The sequence below is a fragment of the Polaromonas sp. UC242_47 genome (assembly GCF_044452385.1).
GTDB lineage: Bacteria > Pseudomonadota > Gammaproteobacteria > Burkholderiales > Burkholderiaceae_C > Polaromonas.
This window is the reverse complement of the sequence record NZ_JBIOAO010000001.1, coordinates 1,369,626-1,386,780: the sequence shown is the minus strand read 5'-3', so window position 1 is coordinate 1,386,780 and position 17,155 is coordinate 1,369,626. Positions and strand designations below refer to the sequence as shown.

At 62.3% G+C, this 17,155-nt stretch carries 16 protein-coding genes and 1 pseudogene; 5 read left to right on the top strand and 12 right to left on the bottom strand.

Annotated features, from left to right (window positions below):
* Positions 1-84: 84 nt before the first annotated feature.
* Positions 85-537: a DUF4864 domain-containing protein gene (locus ACHMXK_RS06800; protein WP_397438819.1), complete on the top strand. Its 453-nt coding sequence runs from the start codon at positions 85-87 to the stop codon at positions 535-537.
* Positions 538-603: 66 nt separating this feature from the next.
* Here the strand turns inward: ACHMXK_RS06800 and ACHMXK_RS06795 are convergent, their stop codons facing one another.
* Together ACHMXK_RS06795 and ACHMXK_RS06790 are read right to left on the bottom strand one after the other, a co-directional pair.
* The gene (locus tag ACHMXK_RS06795) at positions 604-1,179 is read right to left on the bottom strand and encodes a GNAT family N-acetyltransferase (protein ID WP_397438817.1); all 576 of its coding nucleotides are present in this window, start codon (positions 1,177-1,179) and stop codon (positions 604-606) included.
* Positions 1,180-1,527: 348 nt separating this feature from the next.
* Complete coding sequence (locus ACHMXK_RS06790; RefSeq protein ID WP_397438816.1) at positions 1,528-2,454, bottom strand: SDR family NAD(P)-dependent oxidoreductase; 927 nt, start codon at positions 2,452-2,454, stop codon at positions 1,528-1,530.
* A 105-nt stretch (positions 2,455-2,559) separates the two neighbouring features.
* Between ACHMXK_RS06790 and ACHMXK_RS06785 the strand changes: the two genes are divergently transcribed.
* Positions 2,560-3,438 carry an NUDIX hydrolase gene (locus tag ACHMXK_RS06785; protein WP_397438814.1) on the top strand — a complete coding sequence of 293 codons (879 nt, stop codon included), beginning with the start codon at positions 2,560-2,562 and terminating at the stop codon, positions 3,436-3,438.
* A gap of 4 nt (positions 3,439-3,442) precedes the next feature.
* On the opposite strand, the gene ACHMXK_RS06780 is transcribed toward ACHMXK_RS06785, so the two are convergent.
* Positions 3,443-4,426 (bottom strand): tRNA dihydrouridine synthase, encoded by a 984-nt coding sequence (locus ACHMXK_RS06780; RefSeq protein WP_397438812.1) that lies wholly within the window; start codon positions 4,424-4,426, stop codon positions 3,443-3,445.
* 207 nt (positions 4,427-4,633) lie between these two features.
* Between ACHMXK_RS06780 and ACHMXK_RS06775 the strand changes: the two genes are divergently transcribed.
* Complete coding sequence (locus tag ACHMXK_RS06775) at positions 4,634-4,822, top strand: hypothetical protein (RefSeq protein WP_397438810.1); 189 nt, start codon at positions 4,634-4,636, stop codon at positions 4,820-4,822.
* On the opposite strand, the gene ACHMXK_RS06770 is transcribed toward ACHMXK_RS06775, so the two are convergent.
* A complete protein-coding gene (locus tag ACHMXK_RS06770) occupies positions 4,816-5,325 on the bottom strand; it encodes a DUF1993 family protein (RefSeq protein ID WP_397438808.1) in 510 nt (169 codons plus the stop codon). The two genes, ACHMXK_RS06775 and ACHMXK_RS06770, sit on opposite strands and share 7 nt — an antisense overlap.
* 183 nt (positions 5,326-5,508) lie before the next feature.
* The gene (locus ACHMXK_RS06765) at positions 5,509-7,152 is read right to left on the bottom strand and encodes a DUF2235 domain-containing protein (protein ID WP_397438806.1); all 1,644 of its coding nucleotides are present in this window, start codon (positions 7,150-7,152) and stop codon (positions 5,509-5,511) included.
* A 285-nt stretch (positions 7,153-7,437) separates the two neighbouring features.
* On the opposite strand from ACHMXK_RS06765, the gene ACHMXK_RS06760 reads away from it, so the two are divergent.
* Positions 7,438-8,577 (top strand): metallophosphoesterase, encoded by a 1,140-nt coding sequence (locus ACHMXK_RS06760; protein ID WP_397438803.1) that lies wholly within the window; start codon positions 7,438-7,440, stop codon positions 8,575-8,577.
* A gap of 5 nt (positions 8,578-8,582) precedes the next feature.
* Here ACHMXK_RS06760 and ACHMXK_RS06755 read toward each other — a convergent pair whose 3' ends face one another.
* Entirely contained in the window at positions 8,583-8,948 is a 366-nt protein-coding gene (locus ACHMXK_RS06755; protein WP_397438801.1) for a YqjD family protein, read from the bottom strand.
* 155 nt (positions 8,949-9,103) lie between these two features.
* Positions 9,104-9,661, bottom strand: coding sequence for a methylated-DNA--[protein]-cysteine S-methyltransferase (locus tag ACHMXK_RS06750; RefSeq protein ID WP_397438799.1), 558 nt, complete (start codon positions 9,659-9,661; stop codon positions 9,104-9,106).
* 219 nt (positions 9,662-9,880) lie between these two features.
* On the opposite strand from ACHMXK_RS06750, the gene ACHMXK_RS06745 reads away from it, so the two are divergent.
* Positions 9,881-10,039, top strand: a complete 159-nt coding sequence (locus ACHMXK_RS06745) for a hypothetical protein (protein ID WP_397438797.1) — start codon at positions 9,881-9,883, stop codon at positions 10,037-10,039.
* Positions 10,040-10,061: 22 nt separating this feature from the next.
* Here the strand turns inward: ACHMXK_RS06745 and ACHMXK_RS06740 are convergent, their stop codons facing one another.
* The 5 genes and pseudogenes from ACHMXK_RS06740 to ACHMXK_RS06720 form a co-directional block, all read right to left on the bottom strand.
* On the bottom strand, positions 10,062-10,580 hold the full coding sequence (locus ACHMXK_RS06740) for a GNAT family N-acetyltransferase (RefSeq protein WP_397438795.1): 519 nt from the start codon (positions 10,578-10,580) through the stop codon (positions 10,062-10,064).
* 220 nt (positions 10,581-10,800) lie between these two features.
* Positions 10,801-12,939, bottom strand: a complete 2,139-nt coding sequence (locus ACHMXK_RS06735; RefSeq protein ID WP_397438793.1) for an ATP-binding protein — start codon at positions 12,937-12,939, stop codon at positions 10,801-10,803.
* Between the two features lie 295 nt (positions 12,940-13,234).
* Positions 13,235-13,562 (bottom strand): annotated as a pseudogene (locus ACHMXK_RS06730) (chemotaxis protein CheW); the annotation flags it as partial.
* A gap of 3 nt (positions 13,563-13,565) precedes the next feature.
* Entirely contained in the window at positions 13,566-15,245 is a 1,680-nt protein-coding gene (locus tag ACHMXK_RS06725) for a methyl-accepting chemotaxis protein (protein ID WP_397438791.1), read from the bottom strand.
* Positions 15,246-15,457: 212 nt separating this feature from the next.
* Complete coding sequence (locus ACHMXK_RS06720; RefSeq protein WP_397438789.1) at positions 15,458-17,119, bottom strand: methyl-accepting chemotaxis protein; 1,662 nt, start codon at positions 17,117-17,119, stop codon at positions 15,458-15,460.
* Positions 17,120-17,155: the final 36 nt, after the last annotated feature.

Genomic DNA, 17,155 nt, shown 5'->3' with positions numbered 1-17,155 from the left:
AATGCGCTGACCCGCAGCCACCACATCAGATAACCCACCAGGCGCGTACCGTTCTTATCGATTCCGTCAGCCCCGGAGCCTCTGATGACAAGCCGCCCACCGCCCCTGTTCACCCGCCTGACCCGGCTGCTGGTGCTGGCCGCCTGGGTGTTGCTTGGGCTGGCATCGGCGCAGGCCACCCCGCTGACGGCCGCTGAAGAACAAGGCGTGCGTGAGGCGGTGCAGGGGCAACTGGCGGCCTTTGCCGCGGACGATGCCAACAAGGCGTTTTCTTATGCCACCCCGCATGTGCGCGAAACCATGGGCAACGCGGCCAGTTTCCTGGCCCTGGTGCGCAAGGCCTACCCCATGGTGTACCGACCGGCCTCGGTGACTTTTCTCAAGCCCGAAAGCCGGGACGGCCAGGTGATACAACGCGTGCAGGTGCTGGACGCCGCCGGCACCTCATGGCTGGCGATTTACGGCCTGGAGCGGCATGGCAACGCCTGGCGTATCAGCGGCTGCGTGGTGGTCGAAGACAAGCGGCGCATGGCTTGAATCGGTCGCTCTGTTTTTGATAGCTGCTTGCGCCCGTCCTTCAAGGGCTGGCAGCTTTTTTGATGCTCAAACCCCGGGAATCACCCGCCGCAGGGCCCATTGCTCGCGTGACAAGCGATACAGGCAATGTTCACGCAAGGGGTGGCCGACAGGCAGCTTGGGGTGTTCAAACGTCTCGCTGGAGCGCAACATGCCCAGGCGCGCCATCACCGCCTGCGAACGCCGATTGCCCAGCGCCGTGAAAGACACGATTTCGGGAAGTTCCAGCGTGTCGAAAGCAAAAGCCAGCGCGCCCGTGGCGGCCTCGGTCGCGAACCCTAGGCCCCAGTAGTCGGCGGCCAGCCGCCAGCCGATTTCGACACAGGGGGAAAACGGCAGCTCGGCCGTCGGTATGTTCAAACCGACAAAACCGATGAACTGGCCGGTAGCCTTGATTTCAGCCGCCCAAAAACCCCAGCCGCGCTCGGCGATCAAGCTGTTGCAAGCATCCACCATGGCGTCGCTGGCCGAGCGGCTCAGCGGTGCTGGAAAAAACTCCATGACCTTGGGGTCGGCGTTGAGTGCCGCGAACGGCGCCCGGTCTTGGTCGCGCCAGGGGCGCAACCGCAGGCGCGGGGTGTCGATTGTGTGGGGGGATGTCATGACGCGGGTTCGTGGCTGCCGTTGGGACGGCCATGATGCCAGACGCGGACCGTTGGCACGCCAACAAACCGGCAGCGCCAGGCACTATCTTTTCAATAGCTGTCTGCACCCGCACCATCTGGGTTACAGCCACTTTTATTCAATCATGGGGAGCGCAAACCGTCTGCCACACGCCAGACAGGGCCTACAGAAGCCATCAGCAATGGACTGCAGCGCAGGCGGGCCGTGCTACAGACACTGTGAACGTGCAAGCCGGGTGCCGCGCTACAAAGACAGGTATCTGACCTCCGCCCTTCAGCGAAACGTCGGAACATTGCCCAGCGGACCCGGCTGCTTTTTTTTTGGGGCTCAGCTTGTGGCTTGCAGTTGACGGGCTTTGGCCAGGGCCTGACTCACCTCGTTATGGCCTTGGGCCGCACCGCTTTGCGGCACGGTTTCGCCGCCGCGTGCGGTGACTTCCGCCAGACGCGCCGCCAGCGCTTCCGGCACCTCGTCACCGATCCCCAGCCACACACCTTGCGTCAGGGTGATGTGGGCGGCTTCAAAGGTGCCGGCACCGGCGCACAAAATGGTTCGTGTGGGCGCGTCCTGCGCGGCCAGCACCAGCATCGCGGGCACCACGGCTTCGGGCTGCAGGGCCTGCAACACTTCTTCGGGCATCAGGCCTTCGGTCATGCGGGTGGCGGCCGTGGGCGCCAGGCAATTGACACGGATGTCGTTTTTCACGCCTTCGATCGACAAGGTCTGCATCAGGCCGACCAGCGCCATCTTGGCCGCGCCATAGTTGGACTGGCCGAAGTTGCCGTACAGGCCCGAGGACGAGGTGGTCATCACGATACGACCGTATTTTTGCGCACTCATGATGTCCCAGACCGCCTTGCTGCAATGCACGGCACCCATCAGATGCACGTCCATCACCAGCGCAAAGTCGGCCAGGTCCATCTTGGCAAAACTCTTGTCGCGCAGGATGCCGGCGTTGTTGACCAGGATATCGACCCGGCCCCAGGTGTCCATGGCTTGTTGCACCATGGCTTGCACCGCGGCAAAGTCGGTGACCGAGGCGCCGTTGGCAATGGCTTCGCCGCCGGCCGCACGGATTTCGTTGACCACGGCTTCGGCCGCACTGACCGAGCCGCCCGAACCGTCACGCGCGCCGCCCAGGTCATTGACCAGCACCTTGGCGCCGCGTCTGGCCAGCGCCAACGCATGTTGCCGACCCAGTCCGCCGCCGGCACCGGTCACGATGGCCACGCGGCCTTTGAAATCAATACCCATGTCTATGTCCTGTCTTGTTGGTGATTCGCAGCTGGCTTGGGCTCTGGTAGCCTAGCCAGCCAAACCCTACTGTAATTGACCGGGCCCTGCCCCCTGAAAGCCACCATGGAACTGAACCGCGAAACCGTCACCACCCCGCCACGCCCCGCCGCCACCATCGTGTTGCTGCGCGATGTGCCGGCCGGGCTCGAAGTTTTTCTGATGAAACGCCACGGCCTGTCCGACGTGTTGGGCGGCGCTTATGTGTTTCCCGGCGGCAAGGTCGATGTCGCGGACGCCGAGCTCGACATGGCGCTCCACTTGGACCAGCCGCTGCCCGCCCTGCACGCCGGCCTGAACGAAGCCGACATCAGCAACACCACGGCCGGCTCACTCTACGTGGCGGCCTTGCGCGAGGCCTTTGAAGAGTCGGGTGTGTTGTTTGCGCACAGCGCCACCTCGCCCGAGCCGGCCGCGCAGGCGGCGGCCTTGCTGCGCGAGAGCAAGAACTTCAACGCGGTGCTGGCACAGATGGCGCTGCGCCTGCAGACACGCAGCGTCGTGCCCTGGTCACGCTGGATCACGCCGCTCGTGCCCTCGGTGACGAACAAACGTTTCGACACGCGTTTTTTTGTCGCGGCCGTGCCGGCCGGCCAGGTCGCGCGCCACGATGATTTTGAAACCACCGAAAGCACCTGGCTCAGCCCGCGCGCCGCCTTGCAGCAATACTGGGATGGGAACATCGAGCTGGCGCCGCCACAAATCATGAGCCTGGCCCACCTGGCGCGCCACGCCACGGTGGACAGCGTGCTGGCTGCGGCGCGTGCCCGGCTGCCGCCAGTGATCCAGCCCGAACCGTTTGAACATGAAGGCAATCGCGTGATTTGTTACCCCGGCGATGAGCGCCACTCGGTGCGTGAACAAGCCCTGCCCGGCCCGACGCGCCTGCGTTATCACAACAAACGGTTTGAGCCCATGGACGGCTTTGAGGCCTTGTTCCGCTAAAAACTCAGGCGGCCAGAAGTGCTGGAGATTCCGCCCGCTGCGCCTGCACCACGCCAGCCAGCCAGCGGTCAATTTGTGCCGGGTCGTTGATGGTTTTGAGCGCCTGGTAGGCGGTTTCGGCCTCGGGGAAACGGCGGCGCAAAAAATTGAGCCACTGCTTGAGCCGACCCGGCCGCGAACGCGCATCCAGCCGCGTGCAGACCACCTGCCAGAACTCCGCCAGCAGCGGCACCAGCGCCGGCCAGCTCATGCCGTCCTGCGCCCCGCGCAGCGAGGCCTTGATCGCCAGGCCCAGGCCCGGGTCCGCCACCGCGCCCCGGCCAATCATCAACATGTCGCAGCCCGAAGCCTCGCGGCAGCGGCGCGCATCGTCCACGGTCCAGATCTCGCCGTTGGCCACCACGGGGATGGCCACCGCGGCGCGGATGTCGGCGATACGCTCCCAATACGCCGGCGGCCGGTAAGCCTGCAACTTGGTGCGCGCATGCACCACCAGTTCGTCGGCGCCGTTCTCGGCCATGGCCAGCGCACATTCCACAGCTTTACTGTCGTCGTTGAACCCCAGGCGCATCTTGGCCGACACCGGCATGTGGGCCGGCACGGCGCGCCGCACGGCGGCCACAATCGCCGCGATGGTCTCGGGCTCTTGCAGCAAGGCCGCGCCGCCGCCATGACGGTTCACCACCTTGGCCGGGCAGCCAAAATTCAGGTCAATGCCGGCCGGCCCCATCGCCGCCAGCCTTGCGGCGTTTTCGGCCAGGCAGACCGGGTCCGAGCCCAGCAGTTGCGCCCGCACAGGCACACCGGCCAGGGTGCGGCCACCGTTGTGCAGCTCGGGCACGATGCGGGTGAACACACGTTCGGGCAACAACTGGTCGGTGATACGGATGAACTCGGACACGCAGCGGTCAATGCCGCCGGCCCGCGTCAGGATGTCGCGCAGCACAAAGTCCAGAAGCCCTTCCATGGGCGCAAGCAGGATGGTCATGAGGTGATGATGCTAGCGCGCTCTGTCGCTGGCAGCGAGGTTTATAAGTAAAAAAGGCCTTTAGCCCTTTATATACGGGCGAAAGCAGCTCTTTTTTTGATAGCGAAATAGTGGGTGAAAAAAGCCGTCCTACAACACAAGCGGGCACGTCTGACAGACGCCGGCAGGCAGCCGGCCTACAGTCAAACCTTCACCCGAGGAGAACTCATGGCAAGGCTGACTGGCCCCCGCAGCACGGACAAACGTCAACCCGACCCGGCGCCGCAGGAAGCCCCCGCACCAGCCCCCAACAAGGGTTGGCCTTTTGCGGCCGGTTCACAAAACCACCGGGACGACACCGCCGCGCCGTGGCCGCGGCCGGTATCTACACCGGCCCGGCCCAAGCCCGATCAGTAGCTGCCGATGTAGTCCTTCTTGCCCACTTCCACGCCGTTGTGGCGCAGGATGGCATACGCCGTGGTGATGTGGAAGAAGAAATGCGGCAGGCCGTAATTGAGCAGGTAAGACTGGCCGCTGAAGATTTTTTCCTTGGGCGTGCCGGCTTGCGTGACGATCTTGCGTTCTTCGCTGCCGTCGATTTGTGCGGCGCTCAGGCTTTCGACAAACGCCAGGGTTTTGGCGATACGCGCTTGCAGGTCGGCAAACGTCTCTTCCTTGTCTTCAAAGCTGGGCAGTTCCACGCCGGCCATACGCGCCGACACACTTTTGGCGAAGTCGCAAGCCACCTGCACCTGGCGCAGCAGGGCAAACATGTCGGGGTAGAGGCGGGACTGCAGCAAAACGCTGGGGTCGATTTTTTTGGCCGTGGCGTGGGCTTCGGCCTTGGCCAGCACAGCGCTCAGGCCGCCCAGCATTTGTTTGAAAACAGGAATTGAAGCTTGGTACATGGAAAGTGTCATGGGGAATCCTGGGAGTGGAGTAAGTAAAAAAAGGCGGTACAGCGGGCCCGTCTGGCAGGTCCGACCAGCGCTGGGCTTGTCTCGAATCTGCGGAGGGGCGGCAGACGCCAGCGTCACGCCGCACAAAGTGTCCGGCGGGAACGCGCGCTGAATTTCAGTATAGCGGCGCAGGCCGACAGCGATTTAAACCGGCTTGAGAATCACCTTGGCCAGCAAGGCCAGGCAGGCAAACTTCAACACGCTGCTCAGGGCCAGAAGCATCAACAACATCCCCGGCCAGAGGTTGTCACCGGCCGTGAGGTAACGATGGACGGACTCGCTGCCGCCCAGGCCGCGGCTCAACAGGTTTTCCACGGCGTCTGCGCCCACCAGCCCCAGCATCAGCCAGGGCATCTGCAGCGCCAGGCGGCCAAAGGGCCGGCCCGCGGCAATCGCCGCCGGCGCGGCGCGCCTCGCACCCCAGGCCACCAGCCAGGCCAGCAACAAGCCGTACACAGCCCAGAAATACCAGTCCCAGCGAAGCGCCCGGCGCAGGGTTTCAGGCTGGCAACTGATGCCCAATTCCGTCAACCAGGGTGCCAGCAATTGCGCACCCAGCAAGGAAAAAGCCGCGCCGCCCCGGCTGCAGGCTGCCGCCGCCAAGCCCCAGGCCTGCCAACCCAGGACCAAGGCCGCGAGCGCCAAGACCCCACCCAGCCAGAAGACGGCCGGCGCCGCACGCCGCATAGGCAGCGCTGACCTGGCCGCCTCTATGGGCAGGGCCGAGGGGTCCAGCAGCGCCTCGGGACGGCGCGGTCGCGAACCCAGGCCGGTCCAGGCCCAGAACGGCGACTGCACCGTTTCGTCATGCAGGGCTTGCAGCGCATGGGGCGCACCAAGGCCATCCGGCACAAACCGCATCCCGCAACCGGTGGCTTGGTCCCGCATCCACTGCAGCGTGATGCTGGACAGGCCGTCTTTGACATACGAGCCACCGATGTCGCTGTGGTTGCCACGAAACCAGCGTTCGTCGAACGAGCGGCACTGGCCCTCTTCGGCCGTGAATCCCGGCGGGGTGTAGTTTCGCGGTGTGTATTTGCGCCGGGTTTCGTGCAGCGCCAGTACATGCCGAATATGGACAAACCGTTTTTCCGCCACGGTGGGTGCATTGGAGATTTTCAGGCCCTTGCCGAACAAGTCGATGCCGACACTTTCGACCGTGTCCCAGACCCCGATGAAATGGATCAGCGGCCGGCGGTTCAGCGAAAAATGAACGACCACCTCGCGGGCGAAATCCTCCCGGACCCGGCCGGCCCGGTTGACTCTTCCCTGGGGTGAAAAATAGCTGCGCACCAGCAAAGGCAGGATGGCCAGGCCCGACACATGCACCAGGCCATACATATTGACCATGCCGGCCACGGCGCGGGCGGTGAAGGCCCCGCGCGAAAAACCGAAGAGGCAGATGCGGTCACCGTCCTGGTATTGCTCGACCAGGAAACGGTAGGCTTCGGCGATGTTGTCGAACACACCGCGGCCCAGGGCCAGGCCCATCAGTTGGGAGCTGGCGCGCAGCCCGCGTTCTATGGGATTGACGGCCGGGAACTCGTTGGGTGTGCCGACACCGGGGTCGTAAAACGCGATCTGCCGCGCGGCATCGGATTTGTCCACGGCGCGAAACAGCTTGACGACGTTGGTGTCCCGGCTGTCCCCCAGGATGTTGCCGGTGCCATCCAAAAACAGCATCAAGGTACGCCCGGGTTTGTCATCCCAGGCCTGCTGGCTGGCGCGGCACTGGGCCAGGACCGCCTGCCGGCGTTCAGCCTCCGACGGTGCCGCCGCGAGGCTCATGGCAAGACCCTCGGCACCACAAAACTGGCGTCACTCTTTTTCATGAAAGCTCCCGCGACCTTGGTGAAAAATCCTACCTCGTCCCCTGGCTTGAGCGCTACGCTGCAGTCTAGCCAAGGGCGGCGAAACCGGCCACCCCTGTTTGCAGGAGGCGATGCACGAACTAGCGCTGCAGCCGTTGCACCCCGCTCACCGCAGCGACTGACGGGCCGGCCAGCCCTTGCATCTGGCCGCTTCGTTGCCACATCCTTGTGACACCCTCTGGCGCACCCGCCAGCACCACCCATGCCACTTCTGATTTTTTCCGCCCTGCTGCACGCCTATGTGGGCGCACGCCTGCTCCCCGGCCTAAGCGCCTGGCCCGCGGCGCAAGGACTGCTGGGCCTGGCCCTGCTGGCGTCCATGGTCGTCACGCCGCTGGGGCTGACGGCGCGGCGTTTCAAGTCGCCCGTGCTGGCGGACCGCGTGGCCTGGGCCGGCATGTTGTTCATGGGTTTGTTTTCTTCGCTGTTTGTACTGAGCTTGCTGCGTGACGCGGCCCTGCTGCTCGCCTGGCTGCTGCAGACCCTGCTGTCCACAACTTTTTCGCTGGAGACCTTCAGCGCCTGGACGGCTGCCGCCGTGCCGCTGCTGGGCTTGCTCATGACTTTGCTGGGTTTTGTCAACGCTAGGCGCACCGCTGCCGTGGTGCGCGTCGATGTGCCGATTCAAGGGCTGCCGCCGGCCCTGCACGGCTTTGCCATCGCGCAGATCAGCGACATCCATGTCGGCCCCACCATCAAGCGCGGTTATCTGCAGGCCATCGTGGATGTGGTCAATCAATTGCAGGTGGACATGGTGGCCGTGACCGGCGACCTGGTGGACGGCACGGTGGCCGATCTGGCGCCCCATGTGGCGCCGCTGGCGGGCTTGTCGTCCACCCATGGCACCTACTTTGTCACCGGCAACCATGAATATTATTCGGGCGCCCACGCCTGGATTGCCGAGTTGCAACGCCTGGGCATACGTGTGCTGATGAACGAACACGTGGTGCTGCAACACGGCCAGCCGCAACAGGTACTGGTGCTGGCCGGGGTGGCCGACTGGAGCGCCGGGCATTTCGACAGCAGCCACCGCAGCGACCCGCATGCCGCCATGGCCGGCGCACCGGTGCAGGCGGCCGTCAAGCTGCTGCTGGCGCACCAGCCGCGCAGTGCGACCGAAGCGGAAAAAGCCGGCTTCGACCTGCAGTTGTCAGGCCATACCCACGGCGGGCAGTTCTGGCCCTGGAACTTTTTCGTGCGTTTCCAGCAACCCTTTACCGCCGGCTTGCATCGTCTGCACAAACTCTGGATTTACACCAGCCGCGGCACCGGTTATTGGGGGCCACCCAAACGTTTTGGCGCGCCGTCGGAGATCACGCATTTACGGCTGGTGCCGGCCTAGAACTTTCAGTAACGACTGGCGGTCAGGCGACCAATCACCAGGCCTATCAGCAAGGCGGCACCAACAGCCTGCAGCGGATGCTGCTTGATATAGGCCTTGGAATAATCCACCGCCTGCAGCGGTGCATCACTCAGGCGGTGTGCCTGGTCGCTGACCTTGCCGGCCACACTGCTGGCGCCGCTGGTCAGTTTGTCCACCGTGTTGTGTGCCACGGTCGCAGCCCGGTCCACCGTGCTGCGCGCCGGGTCGGCGACCTTGTCGATCGTTTCGTGCAGCGTGCTGCCCGCCTGGCTGACGCCGCGCAGCAAGGCATTTTCGCCGACGGACGTTGTGCTTGGGTCTGGGTACTGGGTGCCGTTCGATTTGTCCATGGTGGATTCCTTCAAAAATAAGTGGGATGGCAAGCGTGCCCGCGTCGCCAAAAGGCATGACTGGGGCGCACATCCCACTGTTACGCGACCGGCGGCTCACGCCTGTGCGCGAGGAGATGGCCTGCCTGTAGGACAAGGGGACAAGGGACCCGAACTCAAGCCTCGTCGAACAAGCCGGGCGTGCCGCGCATCGCGCCTTCGATGATCAGCAGCCGGAGTTTGGTGCGTATGCCGCCGCTGGCGGAAAATCCGCCCGGTTTGTCCCCAGCCGCCAACACGCGGTGGCAAGGCACCACGGGCGCGAACGGGTTGCGCCCCAAGGCCTGGCCGACCGCACGTGCGGCGCCGGGCTCGCCGAGTTGCGCCGCCACCTCGCCATACGTCAGGGTCTGGCCAGGCGGTATGCCCAGCGCCACCGCATACACACGCTGATGGAAGGCTGGCACGCCCCGCATGTCCAGCGTCAGCGTGCTGAAGTCGTGGGCTTCGCCACGCAGCATGGCCGTGATGCCGGCGATCGCCGCCTGCACATCGGCCGGCGGCGCAGCTTCGGGCGCGCCGGGAAAACGCTGGCGCATACGTTGCTGCGTCTGCCGTGCATCCGCCTCGGGCAATTGCACGCCGCGCAGGCCCGCATCACCCCAGGCCACGCCGCAAGGGCCGATGGCGGTATCGAAGAGCGTGAAAAAGACAGTCGGGCTGGCAGGGCGCATGGTGGGGCTTATCGTAATACAGCGCCTGCCACCGCGCAGCACCGACTCGGCCGGATTTCGCTACCAAATATATAGCTAATCACGCCCATCTCCACTGGGCTAGAGGCCAAAATCATGGATAAACCGGCTGTCAGCCGGCGCTGACAACAACTCGGAAGATTTTCCTAGGTGCGGCCGATGGTGAGCGGTGCAGCATGGCGCTCTAACCGGAGCATGAGCATGAACCCTCTTTTCGCCAGCCACAGCGGTGGCCGCCGCCGCCAGGACAACCCGGACGACATCGCCGTGCCGGAAGAAGCCGAAGATTTGCCGCTGTCGCCGGACGATGACTTCTCGGTGATTCCGGACGAGGAAAGAGTCATCGACATGCCGTCCTGAACCGCAGACGCGGCCGGACGGTTTAACCGACGTCGCGTTTGAGGCGGAGTTCTTCGAGTTTGACCGGACCGACCAGCACGGTTTTCAGTGTGGTCATCTCGCGTTTGAAACCGGCCAGTTCAAAGAAACGCATGGCGCGTTCATTACGCACCGGCACCCAGACGGTGACCTTGGTACAGCCTTCTTCTTTGAGGCCGTCGTTGCCGGCGTCCCACAAGGCCACGCCGACACCCTTGTTCCAGTGCGCCGGATCCACATAAAGCGCCCAGATTTCACCGCAGGTGGAAGGTGTGCCCTTGTCGCGCGAGCGATCAAAGCCGACAAAACCAATCACCTGCCCGTCTATCGTCGCCACATGGACTTGTGGCTCCATGTATTCGATGGCGTCGCGCCAGAACTGCTGGCGTTTGTCGATCGACAAGGTGCCCAGATGTTCATCGGGCACCAGCCCCTGGTAAGCGGCCCGCGAAGAGGCTGCATTGATTTCGGCGATGGCTTTGGCATCGCGCACGGTGGCGGGGCGGACTAGGTAGCTGGACATGAAGGAAAAGAAGCTCTGAAGAATCGTTGAGGGGGGACTGGGATTGTCGCAGCAAATGTGGGCAATGCTTCAAGCTTACAACGTTCGGAAAAACACCATGAGGCCGGGGGGTGTCGCTCCTTCTTGTGGTTTCAAGAACGTTGCCTATGGTTTTTGCACGCCTTCGCTTGTACGAGAAGTTGAGTCCAGGTAACCCAGCGCCTGGCCGCAACGCTGTAGCCTATACCGAACCGTTCGACGTCTGCAGATTGACACACTCGTTCTCTGACCTTGGCTGGAGGTCGTCAGCGCCAATCGTGAAATAAAACGTTGCTCCGAGTCCCGGCTCAGCTTCAACCCAAATTTCGCCTTGGTGCATCTCTATGATTTGCTTGACAATGGCCAGCCCAATGCCGGTCCCCTGGAATTCGGAGGCCGTGTGCAGGCGCTGGAAAGCTCCGAACAGCTCGCCAGCATGCGCCATGTCGAAACCTGCGCCATTGTCTCGCACAAAAAAAACGACCTGCCCAGGCGAGCCGGGCTGACAGCCGACTTCAATGCGCGGCTGCTTCGTTTTCGAGGTGAACTTCCAGGCGTTTCCGATCAAGTTCGCCATCATCGAGTTCATCAACCGCTTGTCGGCCTGCACCATCAGGCCCTCTTGGATATCGATCTCAACCGCCCGTTCGGGGTTTGTCTGTGCAGCTTGCTTGAGCAATGATTTGGCCATGGCCGTGAGATCAACAGCTTTCCGGAGCACCCCCGCTCGCGGGAGCGTAGCAAGCGACAGCAGGCCGTCGATCAACTGAGACATTTTGGCGACGCCAGCACGGACGTGACCGACAAGTGCGAGCGCGCGCTCGTCTGCTTTTATCGACTCGCGGCGCTGCAGCAGTCCACTGAACCCATCAATCGTCGACAGTGGCCCGCGCAAGTCGTGGGACACGGAATAAGAGAACGCCCCAAGCCGCTTGTTGGCTTCCTTGAGGTCCCGGGTACGGGCCTCCACACGCTGCTCCAGTTCGTGATTGAGGCGCTCTATCTCTTGCTGCGCCTGCCGCTTGGCGGTGATGTTCTGGATGACACTGATGAGGTAGTCCGGGGTGCCGTCGGGCTTGCAGGCGATGCTGGAGGCAAGACTGGCCCAAACGACGGCACCGCTTTTGTGCAAAAGCCGGAATTCGGTGACGATTTGGCCGGACAGGTCGGGCACCAAGAGAAGGTCGCTGCGCAATTTGGAAACCACGGCAAGGTCCAAGGGATGCGTGACATCGCCAACAATGGCCTCCCGGAGCGTCTCAGGGGACCAGCCCAGCATGCTGGCCAGCCTTCCATTCACCCGGATGAACCGGCCGTCAGGGGTCGTGTGGGCAATGCCCACGGCAGCCTGGTCGAAAGTGCCGCGGTACCTGGCCTCGCTCTCTGCCAGCAGCCAGGTGTGCCTGCGTTGCCGGATATAGGCTGCCGACAGCACAATGGCCAATAGCAAAAATAACAGGCTCGCGCCTGCCGCGGTGAGGGTGTAGCGACGAGCCCGCGTGGTCGCCGCCGCGAGGGCTTCTTCCGACGTGGTGCCAACAATCACCACCATGGACAAGGAAGGGATCACCTTGAAGCTGATCACGCGCGACACACCATCGAGTTCACTTTGAACGTGTATGCTCCCGCTGGGCTTTTGCTCCTTTTCCGCCAAAATCTTCCGCAGATTGGAGTTGCCGGATGAGTCGCCGCCAAAGCTCACTGCCGCCCCCAGGCGTCGCGCACGAAGCAGACCGTCGAACCCAACGAACGCGACGTGCCCGCTCTTTCCCATCTCGACTTTCTGGTAAAGCTCGGTGAAAATCGTCGGATCCAGGCCTGCCACGGCCACCCCCCCAAACCCGCCCCCCGGCTTGATGATGCGCCGACTGACATGAACAGTTGGGCGACCGGTGGTCCGCCCCAACACCGCTGCACCGACCACCAAATCGTCGGCCCGGCTGGATTTCTGCGCCTTGAAATATTCACGATCGGCAACGTTGACCGGTTCAGGGATCAGCGACCCCACGGCCACCCTACCGTCTTCGTCGATGATCGCGCGATAGACGAGGGCTTTCGCCGCCACGCTCAACGGCGCCGGCACGTCATCGAGCCGCAGCGTGCGCCCTTTGTCGTGGTAGGCCCGGCGCATGTCCATCAGAAGACCGTCAACGTCTTGCACTGTCGCTGCGGCCTGCTCGGCAAAAATCACCGCCAGATTCGCGTTGTGCCGCGCCTGTGCGTTGATGGCGTCGCTTCTTTCGTGACGAATCTGAACAACAAAAAATGCCCAAATAAGGGCCGACATCAATGCGCAAACGGCAAAGATCAATAAGACGCCAAAATGCAGCCGCTTAAACATCCATTCACCTCTGTCAAACGTAGGCTGTATTGCGCAGGAATACCACGAATCTGCAATACCCCATGCCGCCACTCTCACGCCTTTCGACTGACGTGTAGCTTCGACCCCATCAGCCTCACGCTGCTTGGTGGGTACCCAGCGGATGCCGGGGCCAGCCTTGCTGCGCCTGTCTGCCAATTGAGTTTGCCATGCATCTGGGAGGATTTTCGGGCCGACCAAACAAAATGCTGACACTCCGCCGCCTGCGGTTTCTTTTCTTGGACAAAATACCTCTTGTCTCAGTCTGCCCGGTGGCCAGCGGGCTCAGGCCCATCTGGCATTCGGTGTCCAGTTCTGAGCCCATCCGGACACAGACTTGACTTGTTTCGACATCAAGGATGCCACATCCGAGACGCTGTCCAGCACCAGGCCCATGATCCGGCTGGCGATGTTCAAATAATCACCTCCGGGAAGGGGTTGTAGATCGGCAAGCCCAGGTTGAATTTGATGCGTATGCCGAAGATGCCGCGCAGGTTCACGACACCCTTGATGTGTTCAGGCGCATTGGCGATGCGGGTCACCGCTTCGTAACCGCGCAGCTCCTGCGCCTTCTGGATGTCAATCCCGTACTCTTCCTGGCCCAATCTTTAAAACGTTTCCCAATCCCCGCCGGCCGTCGGCGCGGCAATCGCCTGTTTGGCAGCGGGTGGCTGCATCGGGGCTTTTCTCGGCTTGCTACTGGCAGCGGCCGGACGTTTGGCCTGAGTCACATGGATTTGCTGTTCGTTGTCCAGCTTGAAAACACTGACCACTTGCGACAAGCCACTGGCCTGTTCCTGCAGCGAAGCCGCTGCGGCAGCAGCTTCTTCAACCAAAGCAGCGTTCTGCTGCGTCACCTGGTCCATCTGGGTGATGGCCTGGTTGACCTGCTCAATGCCCGAGGTCTGCTCCTGGCTGGCGGCGGTGATCTCGGCCATGATGTCGGTCACACGTTTAACGCTGTCGACAATTTCATCCATGGTTTTGCCGGCTTCGGCCACCTGTTTGCTGCCTTCTTCAACCTTGTCCACCGAATCACCAATAAGAGTCTTGATCTCTTTCGCGGCTGCAGCGGAACGCTGGGCCAGGTTGCGCACTTCGGCGGCGACCACGGCAAAACCCCGACCTTGTTCGCCAGCTCTGGCAGCTTCCACCGCGGCGTTCAAAGCCAGGATGTTGGTCTGAAAAGCAATACCGTCGATGACCCCAATGATGTCGACAATCTTGCGCGACGAGGCATTGATGGCGCCCATGGTGCCCACCACTTCGGCGACCACACTGCCGCCACGCACGGCGACGCTGGAGGCAGACACCGCCAGTTGATTCGCCTGGCGCGCGTTATCGGCATTCTGTTTGACGGTGGAGGTCAACTCTTCCATGGACGCAGCGGTTTCTTCCAGGGAGCTGGCTTGTTCTTCGGTGCGCGAGGACAAATCCTGGTTGCCGGAGGCGATCTGGCTGGAAGCGGTGGCGATGGTGTCTGTGCCTTGACGGACTTCACCCACCACCTTGGCCAGGCTGTCATTCATGGCTTTCAGGGCTTGCATCAGCTGAGCGGTTTCGTCCTGGCCGCTGGTTTCGATGCGGCTGCTCAGGTCACCAGCGGCCACCGTCTGTGCAAGCTTCACCGCAATGCCCAGTGGCCGGGTGATACCGACGGCCAGCAGCCAGGCACACACCACGCCGAACGCCGTGGCCAACAGGCTCAGCACCGTCATCAGCGTGCGGCTGGCCTGTGCCAATTCGTCGACCTGACGGGCCATGTCGTCGATGCTTTTGCGCTGCATGTCCAGCAGGTCTTGCAAGGCTGACTGGTAGCCGGCGCCCAGAGGCAAATAAACCTCGAGCAGGCGCGTGACTTCCGCATCGTCGCTGGCGGCCTTGGCCTTGTAAATGGCGTCGCGTGCCGCCAGGTAAAGCTTGCGCTTTTCCTGCATGATCTGCATGCCGGCCTTCTCTGCGTCGGAGGTCAGCAGCGGATCAAGCTTCTTTGTGAGCGCCCCAGCGGCTTCGGACGAGGCGGCGGTTTCTTTGGCAAAAAATGCCCCCAGCGATGGATCGCTGCTCTTGGCAACGGCGCTGGTGCGCGTGACGCCTACATACACCAGGCGGGCCCAGTCACTGATCATGCGTTCCTTGACCAAGGGCAGTTCCATCATGTTGCGCGTCGCGTCGGCCACGGTTTGCAAACGCCAGATGCCGATGCCGGCAATAAAGATCATCAACAACAGCATGGCCAGGAAACCCAGCCCCAGGCGCGTGCCTATTTTCAGATTATTCAAACTCATGACACTCTTCTTAAAAAATTTACGGATGAAATTGAATGGGCACGGCAGCGCTTTCAGACTCCGCATTGGCGCCATGGCCCAAGCCTTCGCTTAGCCAGGCACCCGCACTGCGAGACTGGAAAACAATGCCCTTGACGGCTACCTGACCCGCTTATCGGCAACACCTGGAGAAACTCCAAGAACCCCTGGCCCTCTGCGTTTCCCGAGCGGTTTTAAAACGTTTCCCAGTCCCCGCCAGTGGCCGACGCTGCTATCGCCCGTCTGGCAGCGGGTGGCTGCATCGGGGTTCGTTTCCGCTGAAGGCTGCTGGCAGCCTGCGTGACATGAATCTGCTGGGCGTTATCAAGCTTGAAAACACTCACCACCTGGGACAGCCCACTGGCCTGCTCCTGCAGGGAAGCCGCTGCAGCAGCAGCTTCTTCGACCAAAGCCGCGTTCTGCTGCGTCACCTGGTCCATCTGGGTGATGGCCTGGTTGATCTGTTCTATGCCCGAGGTCTGCTCCTGGCTGGCCGCCGTGATCTCGGCCATGATGTCGGTGACACGTTTGACGCTGTCGACAATTTCATCCATGGTTTTGCCGGCTTCGGCCACCTGTTTGCTGCCCTCTTCGACTTTGTCCACCGAATCACCAATCAGGGTCTTGATCTCTTTGGCGGCAGCCGCGGAGCGCTGGGCCAGGTTGCGCACTTCGGCCGCCACCACGGCAAACCCTCGTCCCTGCTCGCCGGCTCTGGCGGCTTCCACTGCCGCGTTCAAGGCCAGGATATTGGTCTGGAAGGCAATGCCGTCGATGACACCGATGATGTCAACAATCTTGCGCGACGAGGCATTGATGGCGCCCATGGTGCCCACCACTTCGGCGACCACGCTACCGCCTCTGACAGCCACGCTGGAAGCAGACACCGCCAGTTGATTGGCCTGTCTGGCGTTGTCAGCATTCTGTTTGACGGTGGACGTCAACTCTTCCATCGACGCGGCAGTCTCTTCCAGCGAGCTGGCTTGTTCTTCGGTGCGGGAGGACAAGTCCTGGTTGCCGGAGGCGATTTGGCTGGAGGCCGTGGCGATGGTGTCCGTGCCTTGACGCACTTCACCCACCGCCTTGGCCAGGCTGTTGCGCATGCTTTGGATGGCGAACAACAGGCTGGACTGGTCACCCGGCTGAGTTTTGACATCCACCGACAAATCGCCTGCAGCAATGCTGGTGGCAATATCCGCCGCGTAATCCGGCTCGCCGCCAAGTTGTTTCATGACGTTGCGGGTCAACCAGAAGGTGACGCCAGCGCCCAGCAGAATGGCCAGCAAAGCCATCACCAGGCTGATGACCAGCATTTTGTGGGTGGCGGCGCGCAACTCAGCTTCGGCATTGTCGGCTGCTGCGTTTTTGTCCTTGATAAAAATCTGCAATTGCGCGCGCATTTCGCGCCAGGCCGGCGTTTCTTCGGTGTTGAGAAGGCCCATAGCCGAGGTCACGTCTGCTATGGAAAGTTCGGCGATCCTGGTTTGAAGCACAGCTTGCTTCTCGCGCAAAGCCCCCACCTTCTGCAAGATCGCCAGGGCGGGTGCGTCCGCGCTGGCAAGCTTCAAGGCAGCGTCGTGAGAGGCCTTGAACTCGCTGCTGGCGACCCGGAGGTTTTCATGCGCCTTTTTATTGGTCGGATCCAGCACGATATTTCGCAAAGCCTGGCCCATTTGCAGACCTTGCGCGTAGAGGTTGCTGCCCGCCTGAAGCAGCGCCTGGTCTTGCGCCAGAAAAATTTCGAATCGACTTTTGGCGTTTTGCATGCCGACAAGCGCCACACCGATGGCAAAGGTGAAACAGGCGCAGACCAGCGCCATCACCACAATCATCTTGGTTCTAAGTTTCACGTGCATCTTTCATTTGGTTCATACGTGGGAAGGCCCCCGCAT